The 24,003-nt window shown below is 58.3% G+C and carries 27 protein-coding genes and 1 pseudogene; 15 read left to right on the top strand and 13 right to left on the bottom strand.

Going from position 1 to position 24,003, the window contains the following annotated elements; genetic code table 11:
* Position 1: 1 nt before the first annotated feature.
* Complete coding sequence (locus ACM6IO_RS16975) at positions 2-829, bottom strand: arylamine N-acetyltransferase family protein (protein ID WP_414911907.1); 828 nt, start codon at positions 827-829, stop codon at positions 2-4.
* A 133-nt stretch (positions 830-962) separates the two neighbouring features.
* On the opposite strand from ACM6IO_RS16975, the gene ACM6IO_RS16970 reads away from it, so the two are divergent.
* Positions 963-1,550, top strand: a complete 588-nt coding sequence (locus ACM6IO_RS16970; protein ID WP_226298919.1) for a GNAT family N-acetyltransferase — start codon at positions 963-965, stop codon at positions 1,548-1,550.
* A gap of 30 nt (positions 1,551-1,580) precedes the next feature.
* Here ACM6IO_RS16970 and ACM6IO_RS16965 read toward each other — a convergent pair whose 3' ends face one another.
* The 3 genes from ACM6IO_RS16965 to ACM6IO_RS16955 all read right to left on the bottom strand — a co-directional run bounded on the left by ACM6IO_RS16965 (position 1,581) and on the right by ACM6IO_RS16955 (position 4,729).
* Positions 1,581-3,152, bottom strand: coding sequence for a diguanylate cyclase (locus ACM6IO_RS16965; protein WP_414911906.1), 1,572 nt, complete (start codon positions 3,150-3,152; stop codon positions 1,581-1,583).
* Positions 3,153-3,216: 64 nt separating this feature from the next.
* The gene (locus ACM6IO_RS16960) at positions 3,217-4,008 is read right to left on the bottom strand and encodes an aldolase (RefSeq protein WP_414911905.1); all 792 of its coding nucleotides are present in this window, start codon (positions 4,006-4,008) and stop codon (positions 3,217-3,219) included.
* A gap of 16 nt (positions 4,009-4,024) precedes the next feature.
* Positions 4,025-4,729, bottom strand: a complete 705-nt coding sequence (locus ACM6IO_RS16955) for a haloacid dehalogenase type II (RefSeq protein ID WP_223434808.1) — start codon at positions 4,727-4,729, stop codon at positions 4,025-4,027.
* 107 nt (positions 4,730-4,836) lie between these two features.
* On the opposite strand from ACM6IO_RS16955, the gene ACM6IO_RS16950 reads away from it, so the two are divergent.
* On the top strand, positions 4,837-5,679 hold the full coding sequence (locus ACM6IO_RS16950) for a LysR substrate-binding domain-containing protein (RefSeq protein WP_414911904.1): 843 nt from the start codon (positions 4,837-4,839) through the stop codon (positions 5,677-5,679).
* Between the two features lie 51 nt (positions 5,680-5,730).
* Here the strand turns inward: ACM6IO_RS16950 and ACM6IO_RS16945 are convergent, their stop codons facing one another.
* The 3 genes from ACM6IO_RS16945 to ACM6IO_RS16935 form a co-directional block, all read right to left on the bottom strand.
* Complete coding sequence (locus ACM6IO_RS16945; protein WP_414911903.1) at positions 5,731-6,126, bottom strand: hypothetical protein; 396 nt, start codon at positions 6,124-6,126, stop codon at positions 5,731-5,733.
* A 124-nt stretch (positions 6,127-6,250) separates the two neighbouring features.
* Complete coding sequence (locus ACM6IO_RS16940) at positions 6,251-7,042, bottom strand: lipopolysaccharide biosynthesis protein (protein WP_414911912.1); 792 nt, start codon at positions 7,040-7,042, stop codon at positions 6,251-6,253.
* 135 nt (positions 7,043-7,177) lie between these two features.
* Complete coding sequence (locus tag ACM6IO_RS16935) at positions 7,178-8,923, bottom strand: L,D-transpeptidase family protein (RefSeq protein WP_414911902.1); 1,746 nt, start codon at positions 8,921-8,923, stop codon at positions 7,178-7,180.
* Positions 8,924-9,004: 81 nt separating this feature from the next.
* On the opposite strand from ACM6IO_RS16935, the gene ACM6IO_RS16930 reads away from it, so the two are divergent.
* The 6 genes from ACM6IO_RS16930 to ACM6IO_RS16905 all read left to right on the top strand — a co-directional run bounded on the left by ACM6IO_RS16930 (position 9,005) and on the right by ACM6IO_RS16905 (position 14,681).
* Positions 9,005-9,709 (top strand): murein L,D-transpeptidase catalytic domain family protein, encoded by a 705-nt coding sequence (locus ACM6IO_RS16930; protein WP_008037670.1) that lies wholly within the window; start codon positions 9,005-9,007, stop codon positions 9,707-9,709.
* A gap of 115 nt (positions 9,710-9,824) precedes the next feature.
* Positions 9,825-11,516: a copper resistance system multicopper oxidase gene (locus ACM6IO_RS16925; RefSeq protein ID WP_414911901.1), complete on the top strand. Its 1,692-nt coding sequence runs from the start codon at positions 9,825-9,827 to the stop codon at positions 11,514-11,516.
* Positions 11,517-11,526: 10 nt separating this feature from the next.
* A complete protein-coding gene (locus ACM6IO_RS16920; RefSeq protein WP_414911900.1) occupies positions 11,527-12,438 on the top strand; it encodes a copper resistance protein B in 912 nt (303 codons plus the stop codon).
* 54 nt (positions 12,439-12,492) lie between these two features.
* Positions 12,493-12,864, top strand: a complete 372-nt coding sequence (copC, locus tag ACM6IO_RS16915; protein WP_008037673.1) for a copper homeostasis periplasmic binding protein CopC — start codon at positions 12,493-12,495, stop codon at positions 12,862-12,864.
* Positions 12,865-12,867: 3 nt separating this feature from the next.
* Positions 12,868-13,803, top strand: coding sequence for a copper homeostasis membrane protein CopD (gene copD / locus ACM6IO_RS16910; RefSeq protein ID WP_414911899.1), 936 nt, complete (start codon positions 12,868-12,870; stop codon positions 13,801-13,803).
* A 92-nt stretch (positions 13,804-13,895) separates the two neighbouring features.
* Positions 13,896-14,681: a transporter substrate-binding domain-containing protein gene (locus ACM6IO_RS16905; protein WP_008037675.1), complete on the top strand. Its 786-nt coding sequence runs from the start codon at positions 13,896-13,898 to the stop codon at positions 14,679-14,681.
* Between the two features lie 60 nt (positions 14,682-14,741).
* Here ACM6IO_RS16905 and ACM6IO_RS16900 read toward each other — a convergent pair whose 3' ends face one another.
* Entirely contained in the window at positions 14,742-14,960 is a 219-nt protein-coding gene (locus tag ACM6IO_RS16900) for a hypothetical protein (protein WP_008037677.1), read from the bottom strand.
* A 32-nt stretch (positions 14,961-14,992) separates the two neighbouring features.
* Between ACM6IO_RS16900 and ACM6IO_RS16895 the strand changes: the two genes are divergently transcribed.
* Positions 14,993-15,229 carry a hypothetical protein gene (locus tag ACM6IO_RS16895; protein WP_008037679.1) on the top strand — a complete coding sequence of 79 codons (237 nt, stop codon included), beginning with the start codon at positions 14,993-14,995 and terminating at the stop codon, positions 15,227-15,229.
* On the top strand, positions 15,210-16,310 hold the full coding sequence (locus ACM6IO_RS16890) for an acyltransferase family protein (RefSeq protein WP_008037681.1): 1,101 nt from the start codon (positions 15,210-15,212) through the stop codon (positions 16,308-16,310). The genes ACM6IO_RS16895 and ACM6IO_RS16890 overlap by 20 nt, the downstream gene beginning before the upstream one ends.
* A 118-nt stretch (positions 16,311-16,428) precedes the next feature.
* Here ACM6IO_RS16890 and ACM6IO_RS16885 read toward each other — a convergent pair whose 3' ends face one another.
* Together ACM6IO_RS16885 and ACM6IO_RS16880 are read right to left on the bottom strand one after the other, a co-directional pair.
* Positions 16,429-17,091, bottom strand: a complete 663-nt coding sequence (locus tag ACM6IO_RS16885; RefSeq protein ID WP_223434801.1) for a hypothetical protein — start codon at positions 17,089-17,091, stop codon at positions 16,429-16,431.
* A gap of 98 nt (positions 17,092-17,189) precedes the next feature.
* Positions 17,190-17,309, bottom strand: a pseudogene (locus ACM6IO_RS16880) (site-specific integrase); the annotation flags it as partial.
* A 100-nt stretch (positions 17,310-17,409) separates the two neighbouring features.
* Here ACM6IO_RS16880 and dusA point away from each other — a divergent pair.
* A complete protein-coding gene (dusA, locus tag ACM6IO_RS16875) occupies positions 17,410-18,429 on the top strand; it encodes a tRNA dihydrouridine(20/20a) synthase DusA (protein WP_207285103.1) in 1,020 nt (339 codons plus the stop codon).
* A gap of 178 nt (positions 18,430-18,607) precedes the next feature.
* A complete protein-coding gene (gene tal, locus ACM6IO_RS16870) occupies positions 18,608-19,534 on the top strand; it encodes a transaldolase (protein WP_008028427.1) in 927 nt (308 codons plus the stop codon).
* A gap of 200 nt (positions 19,535-19,734) precedes the next feature.
* Here the strand turns inward: tal and rssC are convergent, their stop codons facing one another.
* Positions 19,735-20,217: an anti-sigma factor antagonist RssC gene (gene rssC / locus ACM6IO_RS16865; RefSeq protein ID WP_007935262.1), complete on the bottom strand. Its 483-nt coding sequence runs from the start codon at positions 20,215-20,217 to the stop codon at positions 19,735-19,737.
* The gene (gene rssB / locus ACM6IO_RS16860; protein WP_032832382.1) at positions 20,217-21,398 is read right to left on the bottom strand and encodes a two-component system response regulator RssB; all 1,182 of its coding nucleotides are present in this window, start codon (positions 21,396-21,398) and stop codon (positions 20,217-20,219) included. The genes rssC and rssB overlap by 1 nt, the downstream gene beginning before the upstream one ends.
* Before the next feature lie 276 nt (positions 21,399-21,674).
* Here rssB and ACM6IO_RS16855 point away from each other — a divergent pair, with 276 nt between their 5' ends.
* Positions 21,675-21,974: a PilZ domain-containing protein gene (locus ACM6IO_RS16855; RefSeq protein ID WP_008037695.1), complete on the top strand. Its 300-nt coding sequence runs from the start codon at positions 21,675-21,677 to the stop codon at positions 21,972-21,974.
* A gap of 62 nt (positions 21,975-22,036) precedes the next feature.
* Here ACM6IO_RS16855 and ACM6IO_RS16850 read toward each other — a convergent pair whose 3' ends face one another.
* A complete protein-coding gene (locus ACM6IO_RS16850; protein ID WP_192226303.1) occupies positions 22,037-22,726 on the bottom strand; it encodes a VacJ family lipoprotein in 690 nt (229 codons plus the stop codon).
* A gap of 201 nt (positions 22,727-22,927) precedes the next feature.
* Here ACM6IO_RS16850 and ACM6IO_RS16845 point away from each other — a divergent pair, with 201 nt between their 5' ends.
* Positions 22,928-23,548: a hypothetical protein gene (locus ACM6IO_RS16845; protein ID WP_008037697.1), complete on the top strand. Its 621-nt coding sequence runs from the start codon at positions 22,928-22,930 to the stop codon at positions 23,546-23,548.
* A 109-nt stretch (positions 23,549-23,657) separates the two neighbouring features.
* The gene (locus ACM6IO_RS16840; protein ID WP_008028435.1) at positions 23,658-23,921 is read left to right on the top strand and encodes a DUF4404 family protein; all 264 of its coding nucleotides are present in this window, start codon (positions 23,658-23,660) and stop codon (positions 23,919-23,921) included.
* The last annotated feature ends 82 nt before the right edge of the window (positions 23,922-24,003 follow it).

The raw sequence follows: 24,003 nt of genomic DNA, 5'->3' as shown, positions 1-24,003 counted from the left end.
GCTACGCCGCCACGATCAACCGCGCAAGCACTTGTTTGAGCGTTGCATGCTCCGGCACCCGAATCCCGAACTCGCGCCCCAGCAATCCGACCAGCTCATCCACATCCGTCACCTGCCGACGTTCGCTCTCGCCACCCATCCGGTGAATCGCAAAACTGCCGTTGTTGAGCGTGCGCCGCCAGCCTTCTCCCGTTCGCGCCACCATCAGTTGCCTGGCAAAAGACGATTCAGGATGGGTCGAGACGTACCAGTTGCCGACGGCGAAATCGATGTCTTCCTGCCGTTGCAGGTCGAAGATGTACATCGCCCGCCACTCACCGGCAACGTTGGCGCGCAAGGTGTAGCCATCGGCATGTTGCTCGATGCGATAGGGTTCGTGGGGCGTGCGCTGTTCGGCCGGGGTATCGAGCAGCAGCGGTGCCGTAGGCACCATGCCACCGAAGCCGACATCGGTGATGTAGCGCACGTCATCCAGGATGACCAGGCTCAAGCGGTGTGTCCTCGCCGTCCACGCACCCTCGGGTTGGCCCATGACCACTCGGCCGGAGATACTACGAGCGTTGAAGCCCAGCACCTGAAGCAGCGCCAGAAACAGATTGTTCAGTTCGTAGCAGTAACCTCCACGACCATCCTGCAGGACTTTTTGCTCGATGGACGGCAGATCGATGAGCACTGGCTCGCCTGACAGCGTGGTGAGGTTTTCAAACGGGAATGCGCCGGTGTGACGCAGTTGCAGTTGACGCAGGGTGTCCAGGGTCGGTGCCGGTGGCGCGTCGAAACCCAGGCGTTGCAGGTATAACGCAAGATTGCTCAGGCGTGGCTCGCTCATTGCTCGGTCCTTATGCAGTGGCCGCAGGTCTCTGTGCCGATGGCCGCCATGTATAAGGGATAAAACGGTACGACCGACAATTGATTTCGCCAATCGCCACACGACCGAAAAATCAACCGAGAAATCCGACATCATGGAAACACCGCTGGAAGGCAACAGAATCTGCCTGCGCCCACTGCAATACGCCGATGCCGATGCGCTGGTACACGCCGCCGAAGATGGCGAACTGTGGAACCTGACTGTCACCGTCGTGCCCTCCCCGACCACGGTGCACAGCTACCTGAAAAAAGCCCTCGACGGCCGGGATGCAGGCACTGTTCTGCCCTACGTCATCGTGCTCAAGGACACCGGCGAGGTCATCGGTTCGACGCGCTTCTGGAAAATCGACCGACTCAATCGCAAGCTCGAAATCGGCAGCAGCTGGATCTCGGCCCGCTGGCAAAAAACCTTCGTCAACACCGAAGCCAAATACCTGATGCTGCGCCACGCCTTCGACGTACTGGACTGCGTGCGGGTGCAGTTCACCACCGACGAGAACAATCAGAAGTCGCGCAACGCAATCCTCAGGCTCGGCGCGCAACAGGAAGGCATCGTGCGTCACGAACGGATCATGCCGGACGGACGCAAGCGCAACTCGGTGCGGTTCAGCATCATCGATGATGAATGGCCGACGGTGCGTCAGCGGCTCGAACAAAAACTTGCCGACTACAGCCTTCGCTAATCCGCACAGACCGCTCGCGCCTGAGTCGTCTCAACGATCCGAGCGCATCAACTCCTCGATCCCGCCGTCGATGGACAGCACCGCCGAACGGTTTCGCCCTGAATGCTTGGCCTGATACAAGGCGGCGTCCGCACGCCCGATGAACACTTCGGTGCTGTCCAGCCGCGTGGGCACAAACGAATAGCAGCCAAGGCTGACCGTGACGAAACCGTTGGGCGAACCGCTGTGGCTGATGTTTTTGGCCATGACGGCGCGACGGATATGCTCGGCAATGACCATCGCACCGTGAATATCGGTATCCGGCAGTAACACTGCGAACTCCTCACCACCGTACCGCACCGCCAGATCGGCTTTTCGATGGCAGCAACTCTTCACCGCCCGTGCCACTTGTGCCAGGCAATGGTCCCCCGCCACGTGGCCATAAGCGTCGTTGTAGCGCTTGAAGTAATCGATATCGAGCATGATCAGGCTCAATGAGCTCGACTGACGGATGCCACGGCCGAACTCGATGTCCAGCGCCTGCTCGAACAGTCGGCGATTGGCCAGGCCGGTCAGGCTGTCGTGGGTCGCGATGAGCTTCAGCGCCTCCTTGGCCTTGCGCAGATCCGCCTCGACCTGCTCGCCGAGGCGAACCTGGCGCACGAACACCCAGCCGAACAACCCAATGCCCAGCACGACAAGGGCAACGATGACGCTGGATCGAAACGCAGTGTCGTACCACCCCTTGAGAATCGAATCCCTGGACGATGCCGCCGACACCACCAGCGGATAGGCGTCGAGCTGTCGGTAGCCATACAACCGCACGGTGCCGTCGACCACCGAACGGAACGTTGCATTGCCGGAGGGCGCGTTGGGCAGCAACGTCTGAAAGATCTCGCCATTGGCCAACGACGAGCCAATCTGCGCTTCGACAAACGGCCGGCGCGCCAGCAACGTCCCGTCGGTCAGCCCCAAAAACATCGAGCCATTGTCATCCAGGCTGAAGCTTTTGAAGAACTGGTCGAAGTAGGACATCTTGATGCCGGCCAGCAACACACCCTGGAAATGGCCGTTTTTATCGTTGATGCGCTTGGAGACCGGAATGATCCACTCGCCATTCTCACGACTGCGAATGGCCGGTCCGATGTGCGCCACGGACGATACGTTCTGCTGGTGATACATAAAGTATTCGCGGTCCGCCACGCCTCGACCACGCGGCAGATCCGCAAAAGAGGTCACGATCCACTGGCCCTTCTGGTCAAACAGCAAGATCCCGTGCAATTGACTCAGCGTCTGCACCCGCTGGGCGAACGTTTTCTGAAGACGTGGGCGCTGCGGCGGACCGAAGCCGTCGGCCTGAATCCAGTCAACCAGACTGGTCAACACCAGGTCGGCTTTCATGAAGGTGTCTTCGGCCTGCTGCGCCATGGCTCGCGTGAGGTTCGATGACGCCACTTCGGCCACGGCCAGATCGTGCCGGCGCGATTGCTCCAGTTGCAGGTAAAGCAAACCGCACAGGCACAGGCACACCACAGCAATGAACAGCATCGCTGCCTTGCGCAGCGGTAACCGTTTCAAAGCAACGCCAGTGACGATGTGCGGGTCGTTTTGGAGATTAGGCAAAGCTCATCCTGCAAGGGTAAGGCATGGGCGAAGGCCCAAAACCCTTATATTTTGCGAGCTTAGTCTACGTCGTAGTGAGGGGCAATCGTCCTTTGGACAGTCTGCGCATCGCACTGTGCAAATGCGCCCGTGCGCTTTCGGCATCCCCCAGGCGCATTTGTTCGTAGGCGCGCCGGGCAATCGGCTCGGGCACAGGCTTGAGATCGCGCTGGGTCGCCATCGCCATCAGTTGCACCTGGGCGGCACGTTCGAGGTAATACAGATCGTCCCACGCCTCGGCAATGGTCGGTCCGGCGACAATCACACCGTGGTTTTTCAGAAACAGAATGTCGGCATTGCCCATGACACTGGCGATCCGGTCGCCTTCGGATTCATCGAGGGCCAGGCCGTTGTAGTCCTCGTCCACCGCCGTGCGGCCGTAAAATTTCAATGCCGTCTGCCCCAGCCACAACAGCGGCGGGCCTTGCAGCAAACATAATGCCGTGGCGTGAGGCATGTGCGTATGGAACGCCACTTTCACCCTTGGCAGCTGTTGGTGCAGGCGGGCGTGAATGTAAAACGCGGTCGCTTCAGGCTGCCCTTCGCCGGCCACGACATTGCCGTGAAAGTCGCAAACCAGAAGATTTTCAGCGCTGACTTCTTCGAAGGCATAACCGTAGGGGTTCACAAAAAACAGATCATCCCGGCCCGGCACCATCGCGGAAAAGTGGTTGCAGATCCCCTCCTCCAGACCGTGCAGTGCCGCGAGCTGGAAGCACGCTGCCAGTTCCGTGCGCGCGGTGATGGCCGCCTGCGAATCCAGATTCAGCTCGGTGTAACGGGTGGGACGGGAACGACCTGCAAGGGTGTGTGCCATGGCAATGACTCCGGGTTTACCAGCCAAGGGATTTGAACAAGGGCACGACTTGATCCAGCGTGTTTACTGTCGCATCGGGCTGGTAGTCCGGCAGCAATTGCCGACCGGTGCCGCGATCGACCCACACGCAGCGAAAGTGCATGTCCCGCGCGGCGGTGTGGTCCAGCGTCGGGCTGGCGCAGATGTGCACCACTTGATCACGTGTCACGCCCAGTTGCTCGTGAGCGTAGTCGAACAGTCGCGGATTCGGCTTGTAAGCGCCGGCCTGCTGCGCCGTGATCACCCGATCGATGTGCCCGCCCAGTTGCGCAACGTTGCCGGCGATGATGTCGTCATCAGTGTTGGACACAATGCACAGCTTGAAACCCATCGCCTTGAGCCGGGCGAGCGTCTCGATCACTTCCGGAAACGGCGGCATCCGCGGGATCGCCGCGGCCAGTCGCAGACTGTCTTCGGGGGCACTCGCCAACGCCAGTTCTTCCAGGGCGAGATGCAACCCGCCAGTGCTCAACTCGCGGAACGAGCGATGCGGCGGCATCTGTTCCAGCCGGTGCTCATGCCGGTCGTACACCTCGATCAGACGATCGACATCAACGCTGTGATCCCCCTTGTCGCGCAAGATGTCCGCCACCACGGCTTTCAAGCCCTCATCCCACTGAATCAACGTGCCGTAGCAATCGAAGGTCAGCCACTCGGGGCGCGGGGTGATTGTGAGTGTCATGTTCGTTTCCTCTGAAGGGTGATCTTCAGGTTAAGAGCGATCAGTGATAGTGTGAAATTAAATTAATAACGACATGTCAGTGATAAATCGAATATCAAGAGGCCGCCATGCTCGATCTCGAATTGCTCAAGACCTTCGTTTGCGTGGCGGACGAAGGTAGCTTCACCCGCGCCGCCGAACGCGTGCACCGGACCCAATCCACCGTAAGCCAACAGGTGCGCAAACTCGAAGAACTGGTCGGGCATGCGCTGCTGTTGCGTGACCGAACCGGGCAGAACATCAGCGTGACCGAGCATGGCGAGATGCTGATTCACTACGCACGGCGCTTGCTGGCCCTGTCCTCGGAGGCGGTGGAAGCCTTGGCCAGCGACCTCGACCTGGAAATCCTGCGCATCGGCGTACCGGAAGATTTCGATGCCCGGCGCATGGCCGTGATCCTTGCCGGCTTCAACCGGGCCAGGCCTGAAGCGCGCCTGGAAACCGTCAGCGGCATGAGCACCGATCTCAAGCAAAAACTCGCGGCGGGCACCCTCGATATTGCCCTGGTCAAACGCGAACCGGACAGCGGCCCCTGCTGGGCGGCGTGGCCGGAAACGCTGGTGTGGGTCAAGGGTGCGGGGGTCGACTCGTCCAACGGGGTATTGCCCTTGGCCCTGTTCCCACAGGGCTGCATTTATCGGCAACGGGCGATCCGTCTGCTGGATGTGGCGCAGCGGCCCTGGCGCGTTGCGTTTGGCAGCCACAGCTTGACGGGCATTCAGGCGGCGGTGGCCTCCGGGTTGGGCGTGTCGGTGCTGCCCGCTTCGGCGGTGTTGCCTGAGCATCGCGTGTGCAGCGATCTGCCCGAACTGCCGCCGACCGAGTTGGCGCTGATCAGCCGGGACGGCGCGTTGACCGGGTTGCAACGTGCCTTGGTGGCGTTTTTGCGGGATGAGCTGGGCAAGGCATGAGCCTGAAAAATGGGCGCACAATAAACGCCCATTCGTGCGCGAAACCCGGCCTCAAGGCGTAAGTTTCAAGTGGGCATTAACTCTGCCGCTCTTTGGATCGACAAACCAGTACTCGTTATTGGCCGTCTTCAACTGGCCGCATTCGGTTGGGTAATCTTTCGGTTCAATACACACAACCCCATCTTTCAACGTCCATTTTTCCTTCTCCGGTTTGTTCGGCGCCATTTCGAAAATCTCTACTCCGTTCGAGGCGAAACTCATCGAGTAAGGGTGACTACCTTCCCTGGTGGTGCCATAGAACTTTTTGCCCACCAATGTGCTGGTGATTTGCCCATCATCCAGCGTCACCGCGGACGCAGGCACCGGTGGTGGTTCGTAATGGCTGCTGGTTACGCAGCCTGCCAGGCAGACCAACAGGATGGACGCGCCGAACTTTAATGAAGTCATGCCACACCTTCCTTGCAAGCACCGGAGGAATTTCCGATACCTCAAAGCTTAGGCGACGCCGGTTGAAGCCCGCGCAAAAAAAGGGTGCTCAAGAGCACCCACATTCATGAAGCACAGACAGTCCCTAGAGCATTCTGTCGACTTCATCCAACGTCACTCGGGGAATAAGTTCGCCAGGAATCCTTGAAGAACCGGACAAGTTGTAAACCTGAAAATCATCATTCACGACGTACTTCGACAGGATCTTGAACGAGGGCAGAATTCTCGTAAAAAAATGCTGATCAAGCATGCACGGTGACGCGTAGGCATCGTCTTCTTCATAGAAACGCCGCACTGACTGATTCAAGTCGACACCCACCAGAAACACCTTATTAAAACCTGCGTGGTAGGCAATTTGCAGCGCCAGATAGGCCACCGTGCGCGCATCAAAAAAGCCGCGCTTGAGGTTCTTGCTGAACCCCAGGGTTCTGTTGCGACCGTTTCCAAGCCTGCGACTTCTGATGAGTTCCTTATCACCCCTGAAGACCAGGTCAGTCCAGGAAAGCTTGGGCGCCTTGGTCAGCAGGTACAGGTCCCCTTCGGGCATGACGGTCGAACGCCGGATGTGCTCTTCCCACACGGCAACCCGCTCACTGAGGTGCATCCCCGCCGCCAGCAATTCGGGCTGTTCCCGGTAAAAGGCAATGTCGGTGCAGGCATAAAAGAACGGCTTGATATCGGTACCGATGAACTTCGAGATGGCCCCGTTCATGGTGATCATCGGAATGTCTGCGTAGTTCTCCAGCGGAAAATCCTTGGCGGTTGCCCCCGAGGCAATGATGAACACCGGTCCTTTTTGAATGTTGCGGCACTCATCGAGGTCATGCACATGAGGCAAACCTGCAATGGGTACCGTGTTTTCTGGCACAACATCCATCTTCACTGTCCCTGTTCCTTTGGGTCTTTTTCATTGTGGTAGTTTTCAACCATGGCGCAAACCGCGCCGCTGCAGCCGCTGCGGACTGGCCTCGCCGAATGAACAGGAACCGTCTTCTGCAACTGCGGCTCCCTGCTACTCGCCAGTGCTTTTTTGCCCGGCCGCCAGCGCAGGCGGTCCTGCCTGCTGCCATTGCGGAGCAGGCAGTTCCGAACGCAGATTCAATCCCCGCAGAACCGCAGAGTCGTACCCGTAGACATCGGGCTTGAACATCACGCGACCATCATTACTCAGGTCCACCGTCCAGTAAGCCAACAGCACCGGCACCTTGACGGGAAGCCGGATGTTTTCGGTCTTGCCGTTGGCCAACTGCGCCTGGATCCCGGCGCTGTTCCAATGCACCGGATCGTTGAACAACAGCTCCACCAACTGCAGCGGGTTCTCGACCCTGATGCAGCCTGAACTGGTAGCGCGGCGAGATTGAGCAAACAACTCACGATGCGGCGTGTCGTGCAGATAAATCGCGTATTCATTGGGAAACCGGATCACGACCTGGCCCAGCGAGTTGTCCGGCCCGGCATCCTGTCGCAGCGTAACGCCGCGCGGGTTGGACCAATCGACCGTCGATGGGTCGAGCAAGTTCCCTTCACGGTCAATGGGCTTGATTCGGTTGGCGGCAAGGTAGCCGGGATTTTTCTGAATCTTGGGCAGCATGTCCTTGACCAGAATGGTCGGGGGCACGGTCCAGGTAGGGTTGAACGTGACGTAAGTAATCTCTGACTGGAACACCGGCGTACTGCGAAACGGTTTGCCGACTTGCACACGAGAACGCCAGATCGGCTTGCCGTCGCGGTAGAGCGCAACTTTGTAACCAGCTATGTCAACGATGACAAAAGTGCCCTGAAGTTTGTACAGCAACCAACGCGCACGCTCCATGTTCACCCGAACCTGGTCGATCCGCGCCTCAACCGACACATTCAACGCCGCGAGCGTCGCCGCCCCGGCGACACCGTCCGCGCCCAGGTATTGTTCGGCTTGATACTTTTTGACCGCCGCGGTGACGACAGCGTCGTAGTCGCTACGTGGTTTCAACTGCGGGGCCAGATAACCACCGGCCGCCAAACGGGCTCGCAGCTGCGCGACCGCAGGTTCGTCCATACCGGGCTTGAGCGACTTGTCTTCGGCAACCTTCGGCCAGCCACCCGCATCCCGGACCTTGCGCAGTTGTGCCAAACCCATGCGCAAGCTGCCATAAACCGCTTCTTGCGGTGGCGCTTGAGCAAATGCCCGGGCGACGTCATGGCTGTCGAGGGCGGCGAAGAAGGTGTTCACGTCTTCACGCGGATCGACGCCGACCGGGTCGAAATTCCAATGAATGTCCAGGCGCGAAGGGTCGACCTTGCCGCGCCGCAATTGCAGGAGCGCGGCGATGAACGTCCGGGTAGCGACGACATCGAAACTCGCCCGCTGCGCCGGGGTTTGCATCGACGCTCGTGCCTTGGCCAATTCATCAATATGAAAATCTGCCGGCTCCAGACCATCCGCTTGCGTGTTGCCCAGGCTTTTCAGCAACTGGGCGACATCACTGTCTTGTGTCCACGCTGCGCGATAGCTGCGATGCATATAGAAATCCATGACCACACGGTTGACGTCTACCCGTTGATGCCTGGGGGATGTGAGCAGCGGCGGAAACGCCGAAGCCAACGGCGCCAGCATGCTTTGAATCGCCTGACCGACGATGTCATCCGCTGCAGCCTCACTGGCGTTGATAGATGTAGATGACTGCTCGATCGGCGAAGTTTGCGCAATCGCTGCACCGCTGATCAGAAAGCCCATAAAAAATACACGGCTTATGACGAATAACCTTGTTAACTGCCCCATGGATAATCCTTAATCTCCCGCATTCACCGGCTAGCCGCGCTCTCGCTGCTAGACTCGAAACAATCATGATGAGACACGCATATGGCGCTAGACCGCTTCGGCTTCCTAATTACGGCCCTGCTGCTGAGTTCAACGTCAGTCACGGCAGCCTACGCCGACTCACTTGAAGCCGCTTTGGTCAAAGCCGCTCCAAACGCTAACGCCAAGGTGATTGCGTTGGCCGTACGTGCCTCTCAATGCAGCTTGGCCCAAGGTGCCGCGCCTGTCCAAAGACTTGCCGTCATCGATTACTCCCTGCCCTCCACCGAACAACGCCTTTGGGTGTTTGACCTTAAACAGCGCAAATTACTGTTTCACGAACTGGTTGCCCACGGTCGCAACAGCGGCGAGAACATGGCGGTCAAGTTTTCCAATCAAAACGAAAGCTTCGCCACCAGCCTGGGCTTGTATCGTACGCAGTCAAGTTACGTCGGGCAGAACGGTTATTCGTTGCGCATGGAAGGACTCGAACCGGGCTTCAACGACAACGCCTTCGACCGGGCGATCGTCATTCATGGCGCGCCTTATGTCAGCCCGGTGCTTGCACGGGCAAACGGGCGGATTGGCCGCAGCCTCGGCTGCCCGGCGGTACGGCCGGCGATTGCGCACAAGCTGATTGACTCGATGAAAGACGGCCAACTGTTGTTTTCGTACTACCCGGATCAGCGCTGGCTGAAAAAGTCTTCGTATATCAATTGCGGTAGCAGGACGGTGGCGTCGACCGCCAAGCCTTCCACCAACCGTTGAACACCGCGTTGAAACTGTCAAAACTGTAATCCCCGCCTCAGTCTGCTGAAAGGCATCGCCCGTTAGCCTCGTCGTCAAGTTGTCTCCCAACTGACGGACCGGGAATAAAAACGGCATGCACTCCAACACTTCAAGACGCACCTTCGTAAAGGGGCTGGCCGCGGGCGGATTGCTCGGCGGCCTCGGGTTATGGCGCACGCCTGTGTGGGCGCTCACCCGCCCTGGCGAACCGCAAATGCTCACGGGCAGCGATTTCGAGCTGTTCATCGGCGAAACCCCGGTCAACATCACCGGCAATCCGCGCACCGCGATGACCATCAACGGCGGCATTCCCGGCCCGCTGCTGCGCTGGCGTGAAGGCGACACGGTCACGCTGCGGGTGAAGAACCGGCTCAAGGAAACCACCTCCATTCACTGGCACGGCATTTTGCTGCCGGCCAACATGGACGGCGTGCCGGGGCTGAGTTTTCACGGCATCGAACCGGGCGGCGTGTACGTCTATCAATTTCAGGTCCGGCAGAACGGCACTTACTGGTATCACAGCCATTCGGGCCTTCAGGAGCAGTCCGGCGTTTACGGCCCGCTGGTGATCGACGCCAAGGAGCCGGAACCCTTTGAGTACGATCGCGATTACGTGGTGATGCTGACCGACTGGACCGACGAAGATGCGGCCAGCCTGATGAACACCCTGAAAAAGCAATCCGATTACTACAACTACAACAAGCGCACCGTGGGCGATTTCATCGACGACGTCAGCAAAAACGGTTGGGCCGCCACGGTCGCCGATCGAAAGATGTGGGCCGAAATGAAGATGAATCCCACAGACCTCGCCGACGTCAGCGGCGCCACTTACACCTATTTAATGAACGGCCTGGCGCCGGACTCGAACTGGACGGGTGTGTTCCGGCCAGGTGAAAAACTGCGACTGCGGTTTATCAACGGTTCGGCCATGACCTACTTCGACGTGCGCATTCCAGGGCTGAAAATGACGGTGGTCGCGGCGGACGGGCTGCATGTCAAACCGGTGAGCGTCGATGAATTCCGCATTGCGGTGGCGGAGACGTTTGATGTGATTGTCGAACCGACGCAGGACGCTTACACCGTGTTCGCCCAGTCGATGGATCGCACCGGTTATGCGCGCGGCACGCTGGCGATGAAGGCAGGTTTGTCCGCACCTGTGCCTGCACTCGATCCGCGACCGTTGGTGACCATGGATGACATGGGCATGGGCGGGATGGATCACGGCAGCATGGCCGGCATGGACCACAGCGCGATGGGTGGCATGCAAGCGCATCCCGCGACGGAAAACGACAACCCGCTGGTGGACATGCAAGCCATGAGCACCTCGCCGAAACTCGACGATCCCGGCCTTGGCTTGCGCAACAACGGCCGCCGCGTCCTGACCTATTCCGACCTGCGCAGCACCTTCGAAGACCCGGACGGCCGCGACCCGGGTCGCACCCTCGAACTGCACCTCACCGGCCACATGGAGAAGTTCGCGTGGTCGTTCAACGGCGTGAAATTCTCCGATGCCGAACCGCTACGCCTCAAGTACGGCGAGCGCGTGCGCATCGTGCTGGTCAACGACACGATGATGACCCACCCCATCCACCTGCACGGCATGTGGAGCGACCTCGAAGACGAAAACGGCGAGTTCATGGTGCGCAAACACACCATCGACATGCCCCCCGGCTCCCGACGCAGTTACCGGGTGACCGCCGACGCACTCGGCCGCTGGGCCTATCACTGCCACCTCCTGTACCACATGGAAATGGGCATGTTCCGTGAAGTTCGCGTGGAAGAATGAGGCGCTACCCATGACCAGACTTACATCGATTTTTCTCGCCGTTTGCACAACGGGCCTGACGCTTTCTTCGGCGAGCGCCGCCACTAGCGACATGCCGAACATGGATCACAGCCAGATGCCGGGCATGGATCATGGCCAGATGCAGGGCATGGACCATAGCCAGATGCAAAGCATGGACGACGGCCAGATGCAGCCCGCCGCGCCCACTGAAAGCCGCACGCCGATCCCGCCGCTGACCGATGCCGACCGCGCCGCCGTGTTCGTCAGCCCCGGCGGCCATAATGTGCATGACTCTGCACTCAATCACTACTTCCTCGCCGACAAACTCGAATGGCAGGACGCCGACGATGGCAGCGCGCTGGCCTGGGATTTATCGGGCTGGATCGGCGGTGACATCGATCGCCTGTGGCTGCGATCCGAAGGCGAGCGCAGCAACGGCAAAACCGAAGACGCGGAAGTCCAGGCGCTATGGGGTCACGCGATCTCGCCGTGGTGGGATGTGGTGAGCGGCGTGCGCCAGGACTTCAAACCCGGCGCCCCACAAACCTGGGCCGCGTTCGGCGTGCAAGGCATGGCGCTGTACAACTTCGAAGCCGAAGCCACGGCGTTCATCGGCGAAGGCGGCCAGAGCGCGGTGCGACTGGAAGGTGACTACGACATCCTGCTGACCAACCGGCTGATTGTGCAGCCGACCGCCGAGCTGAATATCTACGGCAAAAACGATCCGCAGCGGGGCATTGGTTCCGGGCTCTCCAACACCGAAGCCGGACTGCGGTTGCGCTATGAAATTCGCCGGGAAGTCGCCCCGTACATCGGCGTGACCTGGAACCGCACCTACGGCAAAACCGCCGACTACACCAAAGACGATGGCGAGGATCGCAGTGAAGCTCGCGTCGTTCTCGGCGTTCGGCTGTGGTTCTGATCGCACTCACATCACCATCAAAAAAAACCGCTTCGAGCGGTAAAGAGGCCTTGCATGCGCACAATGAAAACCACCGCTGTTGTCATCGGCTTGCTCATGAGCACACTGGCTCAGGCGCACCCGAAACTGCTCTCCTCCACCCCGGCCGAAGGTGCGGATGGCGCGGCACCGAGCACGATCGAACTGCACTTTTCCGAAAGCCTCATGACCCAGTTTTCCGGCGCGAAACTGGTCATGACCGAAATGCCAGGCATGGCGCATTCCCCGATGCCGATGAAAGCCAAAGTCACCGGCGGCAGCGACCCGAAAACCATGCTCATCACCCCGCTCTCGCCGTTGCCCGCCGGCAGCTACAAAGTCGAATGGCGCGCGGTGTCTTCGGACACTCACCCGATCACCGGCAACGTTACGTTCAAAGTGAAGTGATTGATGAGCGACTGGGTCAGCATTGCACTGCGGTTTGGGTTGTATGTGGATTTGATGGTGCTGTTTGGGCTGGGTTTGTTCGGGCTCTACAGCCTTGCGGGCCGGGAGCGGGTGTCCGGGGCGGTGCTGCCGTTTCGGCCGATCCTGCTGGTGACGGCCGCGTTCGGAGTGCTGTTGTCCGTAGCGAGCATGCTGACGATGGTGAGTGCGATGAGCGGAGAGTCGGACTTCACCGAGCTGCGACCGCATGTCCAGATGATGGTGTTTGAGACGGATTTCGGGTTGGCCTGGGCAGCGCGCATCACCGTGCTGGTTATCGCCGGTTTGGCGGTTACGCTCAATGACCGTGCGCCGGGATTCAGCCTGCTGATTGCGTCTTTTGCCGGCGCTATCGCCTTGGCCAGCCTGGCCTGGAACGGTCATGGGGCGATGGACGAAGGCAGCCGTCGTTATTGGCATTTTGCGATGGATATTCTGCATCTGCTGGCGGCAGGCGCGTGGCTGGGTGCGCTGGTAGCGTTTGTGCTGATGGCGAAAATCAACGCGCTGAAAACCGCAGAACGCATCAGGTTACTGGCTCGGGCCGTCGCTAGATTTGAATGGGTGGGCGCGGTGATCGTGGTCGTCATCACGGTCACGGGCGTCGTGAATTACCTGTTCATCGTCGGGCCGAAGCTCGATGACTTGTTGCTAAGTACCTACGGGATTTTGCTGTTTATCAAAGTGGGGTTGTTTGCCGGGATGCTGGTGCTCGCCGCGTTGAACCGCTTTCACCTTGGGCCGTTTCTGGAGCGGTCGTTGCGGGAAGGGAAATACGAAGTTGCCGCCAACGCGTTGCGACGCAGCATGGTTGTTGAGTTGACGCTCGCGGTGTTGATTGTGGGGCTGGTGGCCTGGTTGGGGACGCTGAGTCCGGAAATGGAGGCCGCTGCGCAATAGCCAATCGAGCAGCAGAATCCGAAGTACTTATAACCATCGGCAGGAAAAATTAAGTACTCTCAGCCCCAATCCATCACGGAAGTCGGGTACACATGAAAACCAACAAATGCACAGTAATGCTCGGTAGCCTGCTCGCACTATCGTTCGGCGCCCAGGCCGAACAATCGCACCTGGACAGCGTCATCCAGCAAGGCCAACTGCGCGTGTGCACCACGGGCGATTACAAGCCCTACACGTTTAAAGCCGAGAACGGCGAATACTCGGGCATCGACATCGCCATGGCCCGCTCGCTGGCCGACAGCCTTGGCGTCAAGGTCGAGTGGGTACCGACCACCTGGAAAACCCTGATGCCCGACATGCTGGCGGGTAAATGCGACATCGGCATGGGCGGGATCTCCGTCACCCTGGAGCGGCAGAAAAAAGCCTTCTTCAGCACCACGCTGGACGTCGACGGCAAAATCCCATTGGTGCGCTGCGAAGATCAGGCGAAATATCAGACCGTCGAGCAAATCAACCAGCCTTCGGTTCGCTTGGTCGAACCGGCCGGCGGCACCAACGAAGCGTTCGTTCACGCCTTCCTGCCCAAGGCGCAATTGAGCCTTCACGACAACGTAACCATCTTCCAGGAGCTGCTGGACAAGAAGGCGGACGTGATGATCACCGATGCGTCGGAGGCGTTGTATCAGCAAAAACTCAAACCCGGTTTGTGCGCGGTGAATCCAGGCCAGTACATGCAGTACGGTGAGAAAGCTTATTTATTGCCGCGAGACGACATGACGTGGAAGTTGTACGTCGATCAATGGCTGCACCTGGCCAAAGTGACGGGCAACTACCAGAAAGTTTTAGGCCAGTGGATCGCCACGCCCGAGACTAAATAGGCTTATTTCAGGTAACAGCTGGGCGAACAGGCAACGGCAGGATTACCGCGCCGTTGCCGGTCAGTCGTCGTGCAACAGTCCCGAACCGTATTCACCGAAGCTGCTGCCCAATGCACTGCCATGGAAGTTCAGCTGACTGTGGCTATTGGTCGGGCCAGGACCGAAGCCGGCGGACGGCTCGAGGTCTTCTGAATAGTCGTTATGAGTGCTGACGCCCGAACAGGCGCTCAACAGCAGCGCACCACCGATCAGCAAGACTTTGAAGAAGTTCGAGATCATTTTTCAGGTTCCCTGTGGCCGGAGGTGGGGTGATGCAATCTTCAGTGTCCATCCTAGGCTGCGAACCCGGCAGCATCGTGAAACTTCACGCAGCGACAGCATTTGTTCAGGTATTCCGATTTCCCGAGCCCTCCAAAAAGGCTGTGGACGGTGGTGTTCGCAAGTTCGACAGGCTGCTGCAGCTGCTAAGCTCTGCGTTCAGTGCCCGCACAAAAAACAACATCCGCCGCGAGAGAAAGGAAGCATTGAATGAGTGGAATCACCGTTGATGACAAACATCGTCTTGCCCTGGTTGACGCATTGCGCTGTTTTGCATGCTTCTGGGTGGTTCTGTTTCATTTATCCGAAGGAAATCACATCCCAACCCTGCTGGCAGCCATTCCAGGCTGGTTGAAATACATGGTCTTTGACGCAGGCCATTTGGGAGTGCCTATATTTTTCGTACTAAGCGGCATTGTCATGGCGACCACGACATCCCGGGTGCCAATGAATAACGTGAACGCCACAAACTTTGTGGCACGTCGCCTGGTACGCCTCGCCCCTCCCTACTACGCCGCCATTGCACTGGGCGTGGCCGTGATCGCCGTAAAACACATGCTTGGGCAACCCGGAATCGAAATCCCCGGCGTGACGGCCATACTCGCCCACGTGCTGTTTCTCCAAGATTTCCTTGGCATCAGAAACATCATCACGGTGTTCTGGACCCTGTGTATCGAGGTGCAGTTCTACATCTTTTTTGCGGTGCTGCTGTGGTTAGCCGATCGTGCTGGAGAGGGTGTAACACCCAAGCGTCGCAACCTCTGGATTTGGGGCAGCGCATTGCTGGCGCTGCTGTGGCCCGCCGGGATAATTCATGCGATAGGCTGGAAAGGCGGATTTATTGCGTTCTGGTTCAGCTTCATGGCCGGGGTGCTGTGCGCTCAAACCCTGAGCGGCACTAAACAAAGCCATTACATCGCCATTGGTTACTGTGCATTGGCGCTTGTTATCGGTCTTGCAACTAAAAACTCATTCACAATTGCTGCCGGGTTGACGGGCTTACTGTTCTGCTTCCTGGTTAATCGCTCCACCACGCTGGGTTTTATATCCAGCTACCCCGTGCAGAAAATTGCCCTGATTTCCTACAGCCTGTACTTGTTCCATTCTCCTGTGACCGGTTTCTTCATGCGCGTTTACCGGGCTTTCATGCCAACCGGCCTTTTCTCGGATGCACTGGCCGCCGTCCTGATCATTGCAACGTGCATCGCATTCTCGGCCATGGCCTATCTATTGTTCGAACGTCCCGCCATCGCGTGGAGCAGACGCATCAAGTTCAAGCGGCCTGATGCCGTCGTTCTGAATCGTACGTAAAGTCAGGCCAACCTGAGTCGCCCGCTCGCGGTCACAGACAGGGCTTGTCGGTGGTAGTGAACTCCAGAAATGAAAAAACCTCGCTTTGGCGAGGTTTTTTACATAACAAGGATCGACGTCAGAAAGCCTCGACAGGCTTCTTGGCCTGCTGAGCCATTTTGTGCTCATCGAGTTTCGGGAAAGAAAATTTGATGATGATCATGGACTCATCGCCCTCACCAGAAACAATCAAATCAGCCCCTCGAATGTTGTCAGGCGCTGATGCCACCACGCTATGAGCGCTAGAAGCACCACTGGCCGAGGTAATTCCTTCAAAAAAGGTGTAGGTCAAATCGTTGGCGGCCAAAGCAACACTCTCGTAATTCGAGAGCTTGGCGGCGTATTCATCTTTGTTTTTTACTTTGCCTGCGAGATCAACAAGGTCCAACACCGATTTCCCATCAGTCAGTGCAAGCAGACCAAACGTCTTGGAAAGAGCGCCAATTGACCGTGCGAACACATCGCGATCGTAGGGCGTAAACAGCGAAACAATAACAAGTTTGTCACCACTGAAAACTAGACTCGCTGTGAATTTATGATCGATAAAACCCACATCGTCGAGACACCTTGCAGTAGCTCCCACATCTGCTGAGCAGTCATAGAAGCCCGCGGCCTCGGTGTAATTCGCGAGAGGACTGTCATAGGCGTAACTTTTAAACAGGTTGTCACTGGCAAGAGCACTCTGCATTCCAGTGATAGCTCCCATAGCGGCTAGCGCTATGGCAAAAATTCTTTTTGGCATGGACTCCCTTCCTAAACGCACATCGAAATTGATAGCCAGATGCTATCAGGTGCGTATCAGATCTGTCTTCCTCAATCCCGGAGCGTCACGCCTCCAGCCTGCTTGCGGTCGAAAGTCTGGCTTTCCTGATAAACTGTGCGCCCGTCCCTATTGATCCGTATCTGCGCCGTGTAGGCCGTCGAGTTGTCCTTGCGCTTGCGTGATGTGATCGTGCCCATTTCCAGTTGCTACCTGCGGAATTCGCTTGCTACTTCATGGCAATCGACGTTCAACAACAAGGAAAATGGGTAAAAACCGCCGTATAAAAGATCAGTACCAATGACCGTCGAAAAACCTGAAGCACCCGTAACGACTAGCCTTTCGCGCTCTGAGCCTTCCCGCCGCTTCAGTGTGGCGCCGATGATGGACTGGACTGACAGGCATTGCCGGTTTTTCCTGCGCCTGCTCTCCAAGAACGCCCTGCTCTACACCGAAATGGTCACCACCGGCGCGCTGCTCAATGGCGATCACGAGCGTTTTCTGCGTCACAACGAAGCCGAGCACCCTCTCGCCCTGCAACTCGGTGGCAGCGTTCCGCTGGACCTGGCCGCCTGCGCGCGCATGGCGCAGGAGCACGGTTACGACGAGGTGAACCTGAACGTTGGCTGCCCGAGTGATCGGGTGCAGAACAATATGATCGGTGCGGTGTTGATGGGGCATCCGCAGTTGGTGGCCGATTGTGTGAAGGCGATGCGCGATGCGGTGTCGATTCCGGTGACGGTGAAGCACCGGATAGGGATTAACGGCCGGGACAGTTACGAGGAGTTGTGTGATTTCGTCGGCACGGTTCGCGATGCCGGGTGCACGAGTTTTACGGTGCATGCGCGGATCGCGATTCTGGAGGGGTTGTCGCCGAAGGAGAACCGCGATATTCCGCCCCTGCGTTATGACGTGGCGGCGCAGTTGAAGAAGGATTTTCCGGAGCTGGAGATTATTCTCAACGGCGGGATCAAGACGCTGGAGGCCTGTCACGAGCATTTGCAGACCTTTGACGGTGTGATGCTCGGTCGTGAGGCGTATCACAATCCTTATGTGATGGCTGAGGTCGATCAGCAACTGTTCGGCAGCACGGCACCGGTGATCACTCGGGCGCAAGCGCTGGCGCAGTTGCGGCCTTATATCGCGGCGCATATTGATGCAGGCGGTTCGATGCACCACATCACCCGGCATGTGCTGGGGCTGGGCACCGGGTTTCCGGGGGCGCGCAAGTTTCGGCAGTTGTTGTCGGTGGATATCCATAAGGCCAAGGAGCCTCTGGCGTTGCTGGATCAGGCGGCGGAGCTGCTTGAAGGGCGTTAACGGTCACCCGCGTTGAACCTGCGCCCGGATTTGGCATCGTATTTACGGACACCGCGCCCCGCCTTTCAAACATCCGTTTTCCAGATGTTGCCGCCGGGGCCTTCGATACGTACATGTGCCCTTGAGTGGCTGTCAGCGCTCGGGTAATGTCATTAGACCCATAGGACAGAGCACGCCCATGACTTCCAAGCTGGAACAACTCAAACAGATGACCACCGTGGTTGCCGACACCGGCGACTTCGAAGCGATCGCTCGCGTTAAACCGGTGGACGCTACCACCAACCCTTCCCTGCTGCTCAAAGCAGCGGCCATTCCCGGCTATGCCGAGTTGTTGAACGCTTGCGTCAGCGACTGCAAGGGCGATGTGGGCCTGGCCAGCGACCGTTTTGGCGTCGCGGTAGGGCAAGAGATCCTGAAAGTGATTCCGGGCCGTATTTCCACAGAAGTGGACGCGCGCCTCTCGTTCGACACTGACGCCGTATTGAAGCGTGCGCACCGTCTGATCGAGCTGTATGAAAAGGCCGGCATCGGCCGCGACCGCGTGCTGATCAAGATCGCTTCCACCTGGGAAGGCATCCGCGCTGCCGAAATCCTGGAAAAAGAAGGCATCCAGACCAACCTGACATTGCTGTTCTCGTTCGCCCAGGCGGCGGCGTGTGCCGATGCGGGTGTGTTCCTGATTTCGCCGTTCGTGGGCCGCATCTACGACTGGTACAAGAAGGCCAACGGCAACGACTACACCGGCGCGGATGATCCGGGCGTGCAGTCGGTGACGCGTATCTACAACTACTACAAGGCCAATGACTACAAGACCGTGGTCATGGGCGCAAGCTTCCGTAACCTGAATCAGATCGAGCAACTGGCCGGTTGCGACCGTCTGACCATCAGCCCGGACTTGATCGATAAACTGGCGGCGGACACTGGCAAGCTGGAGCGTAAATTGGCACCGGGTCATACCGGTGAAGCGCGCTTGAGCCTGAATGAAGCGCAGTTCCGTTGGTTGTCCAACGAAGATGCGATGGCGACCGAGAAACTGGCAGAAGGGATTCGTCAGTTTGCCCGGGACCAGGAGAAGCTTGAGGCGCTGTTGCAGGCCAAGCTGTGATCTAGTTCAGCGCAATGCAAAAAGGGCGAACCTTGATGGGTTCGCCCTTTTTTGTGTGCGTTTGTTTGGTGCTCGCTTTGGGGATGTGGGGGCTGTCAGGCCGCCATCGCCGGCAAGCCGGCTCCTACACAGATGATGATTTTGTAGGAGCCGGCTTGCCGGCGATGAGGCCAGTACAGGCTTCCTACCCTTTCAAAGGATCAATGCCGCTCCAGCGCATTCACCAGATCATGAAACGCTTCACGATTCGAATCATTCAACCCCATGAGGATCTTGTGCGCTTCCAGCACTTTGATCCGTACCACTTCTTCCGACTGGTCCTGGTCAGGCAAGTCGGTCAGGCACTCAGGGCACGGGATCGGGCGGTCAACGATGTTGAACACCTGCTCGAAGCCCATGGACTGCAACAGACGGGTGATGTCTTCGTGGGTGGTGACGACGGTCGGCAGCAGGCCGACTTTCTGCCGCGACAGTATCGACAGTTTGGCCAACAGGCCAAGGGTGGTGCTGTCGATGCTGCGGGTTTCGGTCAGGTCGATCACGATCGCGTTGAAGTTCAACGCCGTGAAGATCCGCTCAATAGTCGCATCCAACGCCGAACACAGGGTCAGGCGAACTTCACCGACGAACTTCAGGACGAAGGTGCCGTCCTGCTCGGCGAACTGGATTCTACCGGTACTCATTAAAGATTCCTGCTCAACACCAACAGGGCGATATCATCCGGCATCTCCCCTAGCGTGGCCAATCCAAAAACCTGCCGCAGCCCATCCAGGGTGCCGCCCGCTGCCTTGACCCGCTGGGGCAAAGCCGCTTCTTTTTCTTTGAGTGTAGGTTCTGGCAAAAGGTCCAGAATGCCATCGGACATCAGCGTCAGGCTGAACGTCGGCGGCAGCTCCAGCACGTGATCTTCGTAGGTAGCTTCATTGAAGAGGCCCACCGGCAGACCACGCCCTTCCAGATATCGAACACTGTCTGGCGTGTACAACACAGGCAACGGTAAATGACCACCGATGCTATAGGTCAACAAACCTGTCTCCTCGTCGATGACTCCACCGACCATTGTGACGTGTTTACCCAGCTTACAACTGATCAGGCCCCGGTTGATATGACCAAGGACCTCTGAAGGCTTGAATTCCGGCAATGTGCCGTTGCGCTTGGATTCGAACAGCAAGCGCGTGGTCATGAATTTCAGCAGCACCGTGACGAAGGCTGAAGAAGCGCCATGACCGGAAACGTCCGCCAGGTAGAACGCTACCCGACGCTCGTCGACCCGAAAGTAGTCGACGAAATCACCCGACAGGTACAGCGACGGGATGATCTGGTGTGCAAACTTGAATTCGTCAATGGTCCAGGGGCTGACCGGCAGCATGTTCATCTGCACCTGGCGACCGGCATTCTGGTCTTCCTGGAGCAGGTTCAGGCTGGCTTCGAGCTCGCGGTTGGCCTTTTCCAGCTTCTCACGGTAGCGCTGGTTTTCCAGCAGCAGACGCGCGCGATCCAGGGCCCGGCGCACAGAGTGCTCGAGCACGGCCAGATCTTCGAGAGGCTTGATCAGGTAATCCGCCGCACCCAGGCGCAAGGCCTCAACTGCGTCGTTCATCACGCCGGCACCCGAAACCACAATCACTGGGGTTTGCGGTGACCGCTCGGTGACCTGGCGAATGAGTTCGAGTCCGCCCATCTGCGGCATGCGCAGATCGCAGATGACCAAGCCGGGCTTGTCTTGCTCGAATACCTGAAGACCCTGCTGGCCATTGCTGGCCTGCAAGACGCTGAAACCACTGTCTTCCAAATAGGCGGCGAGGCTCGCGCGCACTACTTCGTCATCATCGATTATCAGCAGCGTGGCACTGGTTTTTGGCATGTGGGCAAACGGCGCCAGAATTAGGTTGGCGTAGCAGGCTGGGCAATTGACCCCGCACACACTACTGGATTCGCTTTCTAGCCTCTCTGTTGCACCGCTTTCGGGCATCGACCCTACTGACAGGCACACCAGAGGTGCCCTTCTAAGGCGCAGACGGTACTCCCATCCGCGGGGCGTTTCAAGCTCACGCCGATGGTCGCTTGACGTCTTTACTTGTCAAATCACCGAGAGTTATAAGAACTGATAAAACCGTAACCCAATGGAAGGATGAAGCCCATGAGCCAAACCGAACGGGACTACAGCGAAAAGCGTGATTTCATCCGCATGCGAGTCGATGCCGATGTCGCGCTGATTCATGAAGGGGACGAAGTTGCAGCCGTCTGCATCGACCTTTCCAGCAGTGGCATGCAGGTTGAGGCACCGCGTCGGTTCAAGGTCGGCGACCGGCTCAGCGTGCGGATCGACTCCGATCATGCGGCACTCAAAGGGCTCGAAGCCGACACTGAGGTGGTCCGGGTTAAAGAACAGGACGGCGCCAGTCAGAAACTCGGCCTTACAATCTTGAAAATGAAATAACCCGGATCCAAAACCAAAAAAGGCGGCCAACAGGCCGCCTTCTTCGTTTTTACCGGTCGAGATCAAAAATCGTCTTCGACCTGACCGTCTTTGACTTTGAACTCGCGGTTCTGCAAGTACGCATTGCGGATGAAGGTGTACTTGTCGCCGCTGATCAGCTTCTCGGCCGACAGCAGGCTGGCGCGGGTGTCGACGACGTTCAGGGCGAAGATCGAGTTACGCACCGGTACGTCATGGATGTACGGGTATGGGCCGGTGTAGCCGTCGACAAACTTGGCGGGCGCATCACGCAGAGTGCTTGGGCCCAGCAACGGCAACATCACATACGGGCCGCTTCCTACACCCCAGTAGCCCAACGTCTGACCGAAGTCTTCGTCGCTGCGGTTCAGGCCCATCTTGGTGCCCACATCGAAGAAGCCCAGCAGGCCGAAGGTGGTGTTGAAGATCAGGCGTGCGGTGTCGACGCCGGCAGCGCCCGGTTTGGCCTGCAAGATGTTGTTGGCAAGGTTGGTGACATCACCGACGTTGCGGAACATGTTGTGGATGCCGTCTTCGAGAAATTGCGGGGTCACGAACTGATAGCCCTGCGCCAGAGGCTTCAGCGCATAGGTGTCGAGCACATCGTTGAACTTGTAGATCGGACGGTTGATGCTTTCCCAAGGGTCCTCTTCCGTGGCTGCCTGGGCAGCGAACGGGGCCAGCAACACACTGGCGCACACACAAAACTGAGCTAGATGATTGCTCCAGCGCATAGAAAAACTCCTTGGATTGTACTGGCGCGGGCGTCTTGGCCCGAACATTAAGCTGGTGAGTATAAGACGGAAAAGCCGCTTTAGGCAGCATCGTGCGTGATGGCCTACGGATGATTCGCCATGACTGTGAGCGATTCACATCCATGTCACTCAACTGTCACCGGCGGCGCATAGCCTTGACGCTATTTCAGGGATGTTGACATGCCGCACGCCGAAACCTTGCCCCTCGCCGCCCCCAGCCTGACCGCCGTCCTGTTTGGCCTCAGCGGTTGCCTGGTGGACTTCGGCGCCCGCACGCGCCAGCACGGCGACCATTGCGCCGAGCATGCCGAAGTCACACCTGGCGCTCTGGACAGCCTGCACAGTTTGCAGCGCCAGCAGATTCCCTGTGCCTGGCTCGACGAACTTCCCCCCGCATTGAGCCTCTCTCTGGCCGCCGCCCTGCCCGACTGGGTCAAGCCGTCGCAACACCCCGCAACAATCAATCCGTGGCCCGCGCCGAATGCATGCTGGCAAGCCTTGATGGCGCTGAATGTCGGGCAACTGGATGGTTGCGTGCTGGTCAGCGGCGAACCGCGATTGCTGCAATCGGGCCTGAATGCCGGGTTGTGGACCATCGGCCTGGCCTCCTGCGGCTCGCTCTGCGGGCTGGCGCCCAGCGAATGGCAGGCCTTGAGCCAAAAGGAACGCGAACACCTGCGCGGCAAGGCCACCGTGCAATTGTTCGGCCTGGGCGTGCATTCGGTGATCGATCACCTCGGCGAACTCGACACCTGCCTGGCCGACATCAGCCTGCGTCGGCTCAAGGGTGAAAAGCCCTGATCGAGATCATGCAGGTTGCGCGCGAGTGGATTAATCTAAAGGTCAGCCATAGACCTTTGGCGCGCTGCCACGGTCTATGCCAGTGCCTATCGATAAAAGGAAGAACGCCATGCCTGCCCGCGAACTGCAACAACAGCTCAATGCCCTGCGCGAGCAATTGGAACAGAATCCTCCGCTGACCGAAGCAGAGCGCGCCGACCTGCATGCGCTGATGCAACAGATCGAACTTGAGCTTGAACTCGAAACCAAAACCCAGGACTCCAGCCTCGCCGATGGCGTAAACCTGGCCGTCGAACGCTTTGAACTTGAACACCCCGCCATTGCCGGCACCTTGCGCAACATTGTGCAATCTCTGGTCAGCATGGGGATCTGAACCCGCCAGATACAAAAAAGCCCCGCTAGTGATAGCGGGGCTTTTTCATAGCCCGGATTTGCAATGCAACCCCCTGTAGGAG

It is taken from the genome of Pseudomonas sp. IT-P44, from assembly GCF_949768225.1.
GTDB classification, from domain to species: domain Bacteria; phylum Pseudomonadota; class Gammaproteobacteria; order Pseudomonadales; family Pseudomonadaceae; genus Aquipseudomonas; species Aquipseudomonas migulae.
Note: the sequence above shows the minus strand (reverse complement) of the source record. Positions and strands in the feature narration are given on the sequence as shown.

What these genes read in the sequence shown, in the direction of transcription:
- ACM6IO_RS16930 (WP_008037670.1), top strand. Translation starts at nt 9,005, where the DNA reads ATGGCGCTAGACCGCTTCGGCTTCCTAATTACGGCCCTGCTGCTGAGT.
- rssC (WP_007935262.1), bottom strand. Translation starts at nt 20,217, where the DNA reads ATGAGTACCGGTAGAATCCAGTTCGCCGAGCAGGACGGCACCTTCGTC.
- ACM6IO_RS16970 (WP_226298919.1), top strand. Translation starts at nt 963, where the DNA reads ATGGAAACACCGCTGGAAGGCAACAGAATCTGCCTGCGCCCACTGCAA.
- ACM6IO_RS16945 (WP_414911903.1), bottom strand. Translation starts at nt 6,126, where the DNA reads ATGACTTCATTAAAGTTCGGCGCGTCCATCCTGTTGGTCTGCCTGGCA.
- ACM6IO_RS16885 (WP_223434801.1), bottom strand. Translation starts at nt 17,091, where the DNA reads ATGCCAAAAAGAATTTTTGCCATAGCGCTAGCCGCTATGGGAGCTATC.
- ACM6IO_RS16925 (WP_414911901.1), top strand. Translation starts at nt 9,825, where the DNA reads ATGCACTCCAACACTTCAAGACGCACCTTCGTAAAGGGGCTGGCCGCG.
- dusA (WP_207285103.1), top strand. Translation starts at nt 17,410, where the DNA reads ATGACCGTCGAAAAACCTGAAGCACCCGTAACGACTAGCCTTTCGCGC.
- ACM6IO_RS16960 (WP_414911905.1), bottom strand. Translation starts at nt 4,008, where the DNA reads ATGGCACACACCCTTGCAGGTCGTTCCCGTCCCACCCGTTACACCGAG.
- ACM6IO_RS16955 (WP_223434808.1), bottom strand. Translation starts at nt 4,729, where the DNA reads ATGACACTCACAATCACCCCGCGCCCCGAGTGGCTGACCTTCGATTGC.
- ACM6IO_RS16890 (WP_008037681.1), top strand. Translation starts at nt 15,210, where the DNA reads ATGAGTGGAATCACCGTTGATGACAAACATCGTCTTGCCCTGGTTGAC.
- rssB (WP_032832382.1), bottom strand. Translation starts at nt 21,398, where the DNA reads ATGCCAAAAACCAGTGCCACGCTGCTGATAATCGATGATGACGAAGTA.
- ACM6IO_RS16845 (WP_008037697.1), top strand. Translation starts at nt 22,928, where the DNA reads ATGCCGCACGCCGAAACCTTGCCCCTCGCCGCCCCCAGCCTGACCGCC.
- ACM6IO_RS16855 (WP_008037695.1), top strand. Translation starts at nt 21,675, where the DNA reads ATGAGCCAAACCGAACGGGACTACAGCGAAAAGCGTGATTTCATCCGC.
- ACM6IO_RS16940 (WP_414911912.1), bottom strand. Translation starts at nt 7,042, where the DNA reads ATGGATGTTGTGCCAGAAAACACGGTACCCATTGCAGGTTTGCCTCAT.
- ACM6IO_RS16895 (WP_008037679.1), top strand. Translation starts at nt 14,993, where the DNA reads ATGCAATCTTCAGTGTCCATCCTAGGCTGCGAACCCGGCAGCATCGTG.
- ACM6IO_RS16905 (WP_008037675.1), top strand. Translation starts at nt 13,896, where the DNA reads ATGAAAACCAACAAATGCACAGTAATGCTCGGTAGCCTGCTCGCACTA.
- ACM6IO_RS16935 (WP_414911902.1), bottom strand. Translation starts at nt 8,923, where the DNA reads ATGGGGCAGTTAACAAGGTTATTCGTCATAAGCCGTGTATTTTTTATG.
- tal (WP_008028427.1), top strand. Translation starts at nt 18,608, where the DNA reads ATGACTTCCAAGCTGGAACAACTCAAACAGATGACCACCGTGGTTGCC.
- ACM6IO_RS16840 (WP_008028435.1), top strand. Translation starts at nt 23,658, where the DNA reads ATGCCTGCCCGCGAACTGCAACAACAGCTCAATGCCCTGCGCGAGCAA.
- ACM6IO_RS16950 (WP_414911904.1), top strand. Translation starts at nt 4,837, where the DNA reads ATGCTCGATCTCGAATTGCTCAAGACCTTCGTTTGCGTGGCGGACGAA.
- copD (WP_414911899.1), top strand. Translation starts at nt 12,868, where the DNA reads ATGAGCGACTGGGTCAGCATTGCACTGCGGTTTGGGTTGTATGTGGAT.
- ACM6IO_RS16920 (WP_414911900.1), top strand. Translation starts at nt 11,527, where the DNA reads ATGACCAGACTTACATCGATTTTTCTCGCCGTTTGCACAACGGGCCTG.
- ACM6IO_RS16900 (WP_008037677.1), bottom strand. Translation starts at nt 14,960, where the DNA reads ATGATCTCGAACTTCTTCAAAGTCTTGCTGATCGGTGGTGCGCTGCTG.
- ACM6IO_RS16850 (WP_192226303.1), bottom strand. Translation starts at nt 22,726, where the DNA reads ATGCGCTGGAGCAATCATCTAGCTCAGTTTTGTGTGTGCGCCAGTGTG.
- ACM6IO_RS16975 (WP_414911907.1), bottom strand. Translation starts at nt 829, where the DNA reads ATGAGCGAGCCACGCCTGAGCAATCTTGCGTTATACCTGCAACGCCTG.
- copC (WP_008037673.1), top strand. Translation starts at nt 12,493, where the DNA reads ATGCGCACAATGAAAACCACCGCTGTTGTCATCGGCTTGCTCATGAGC.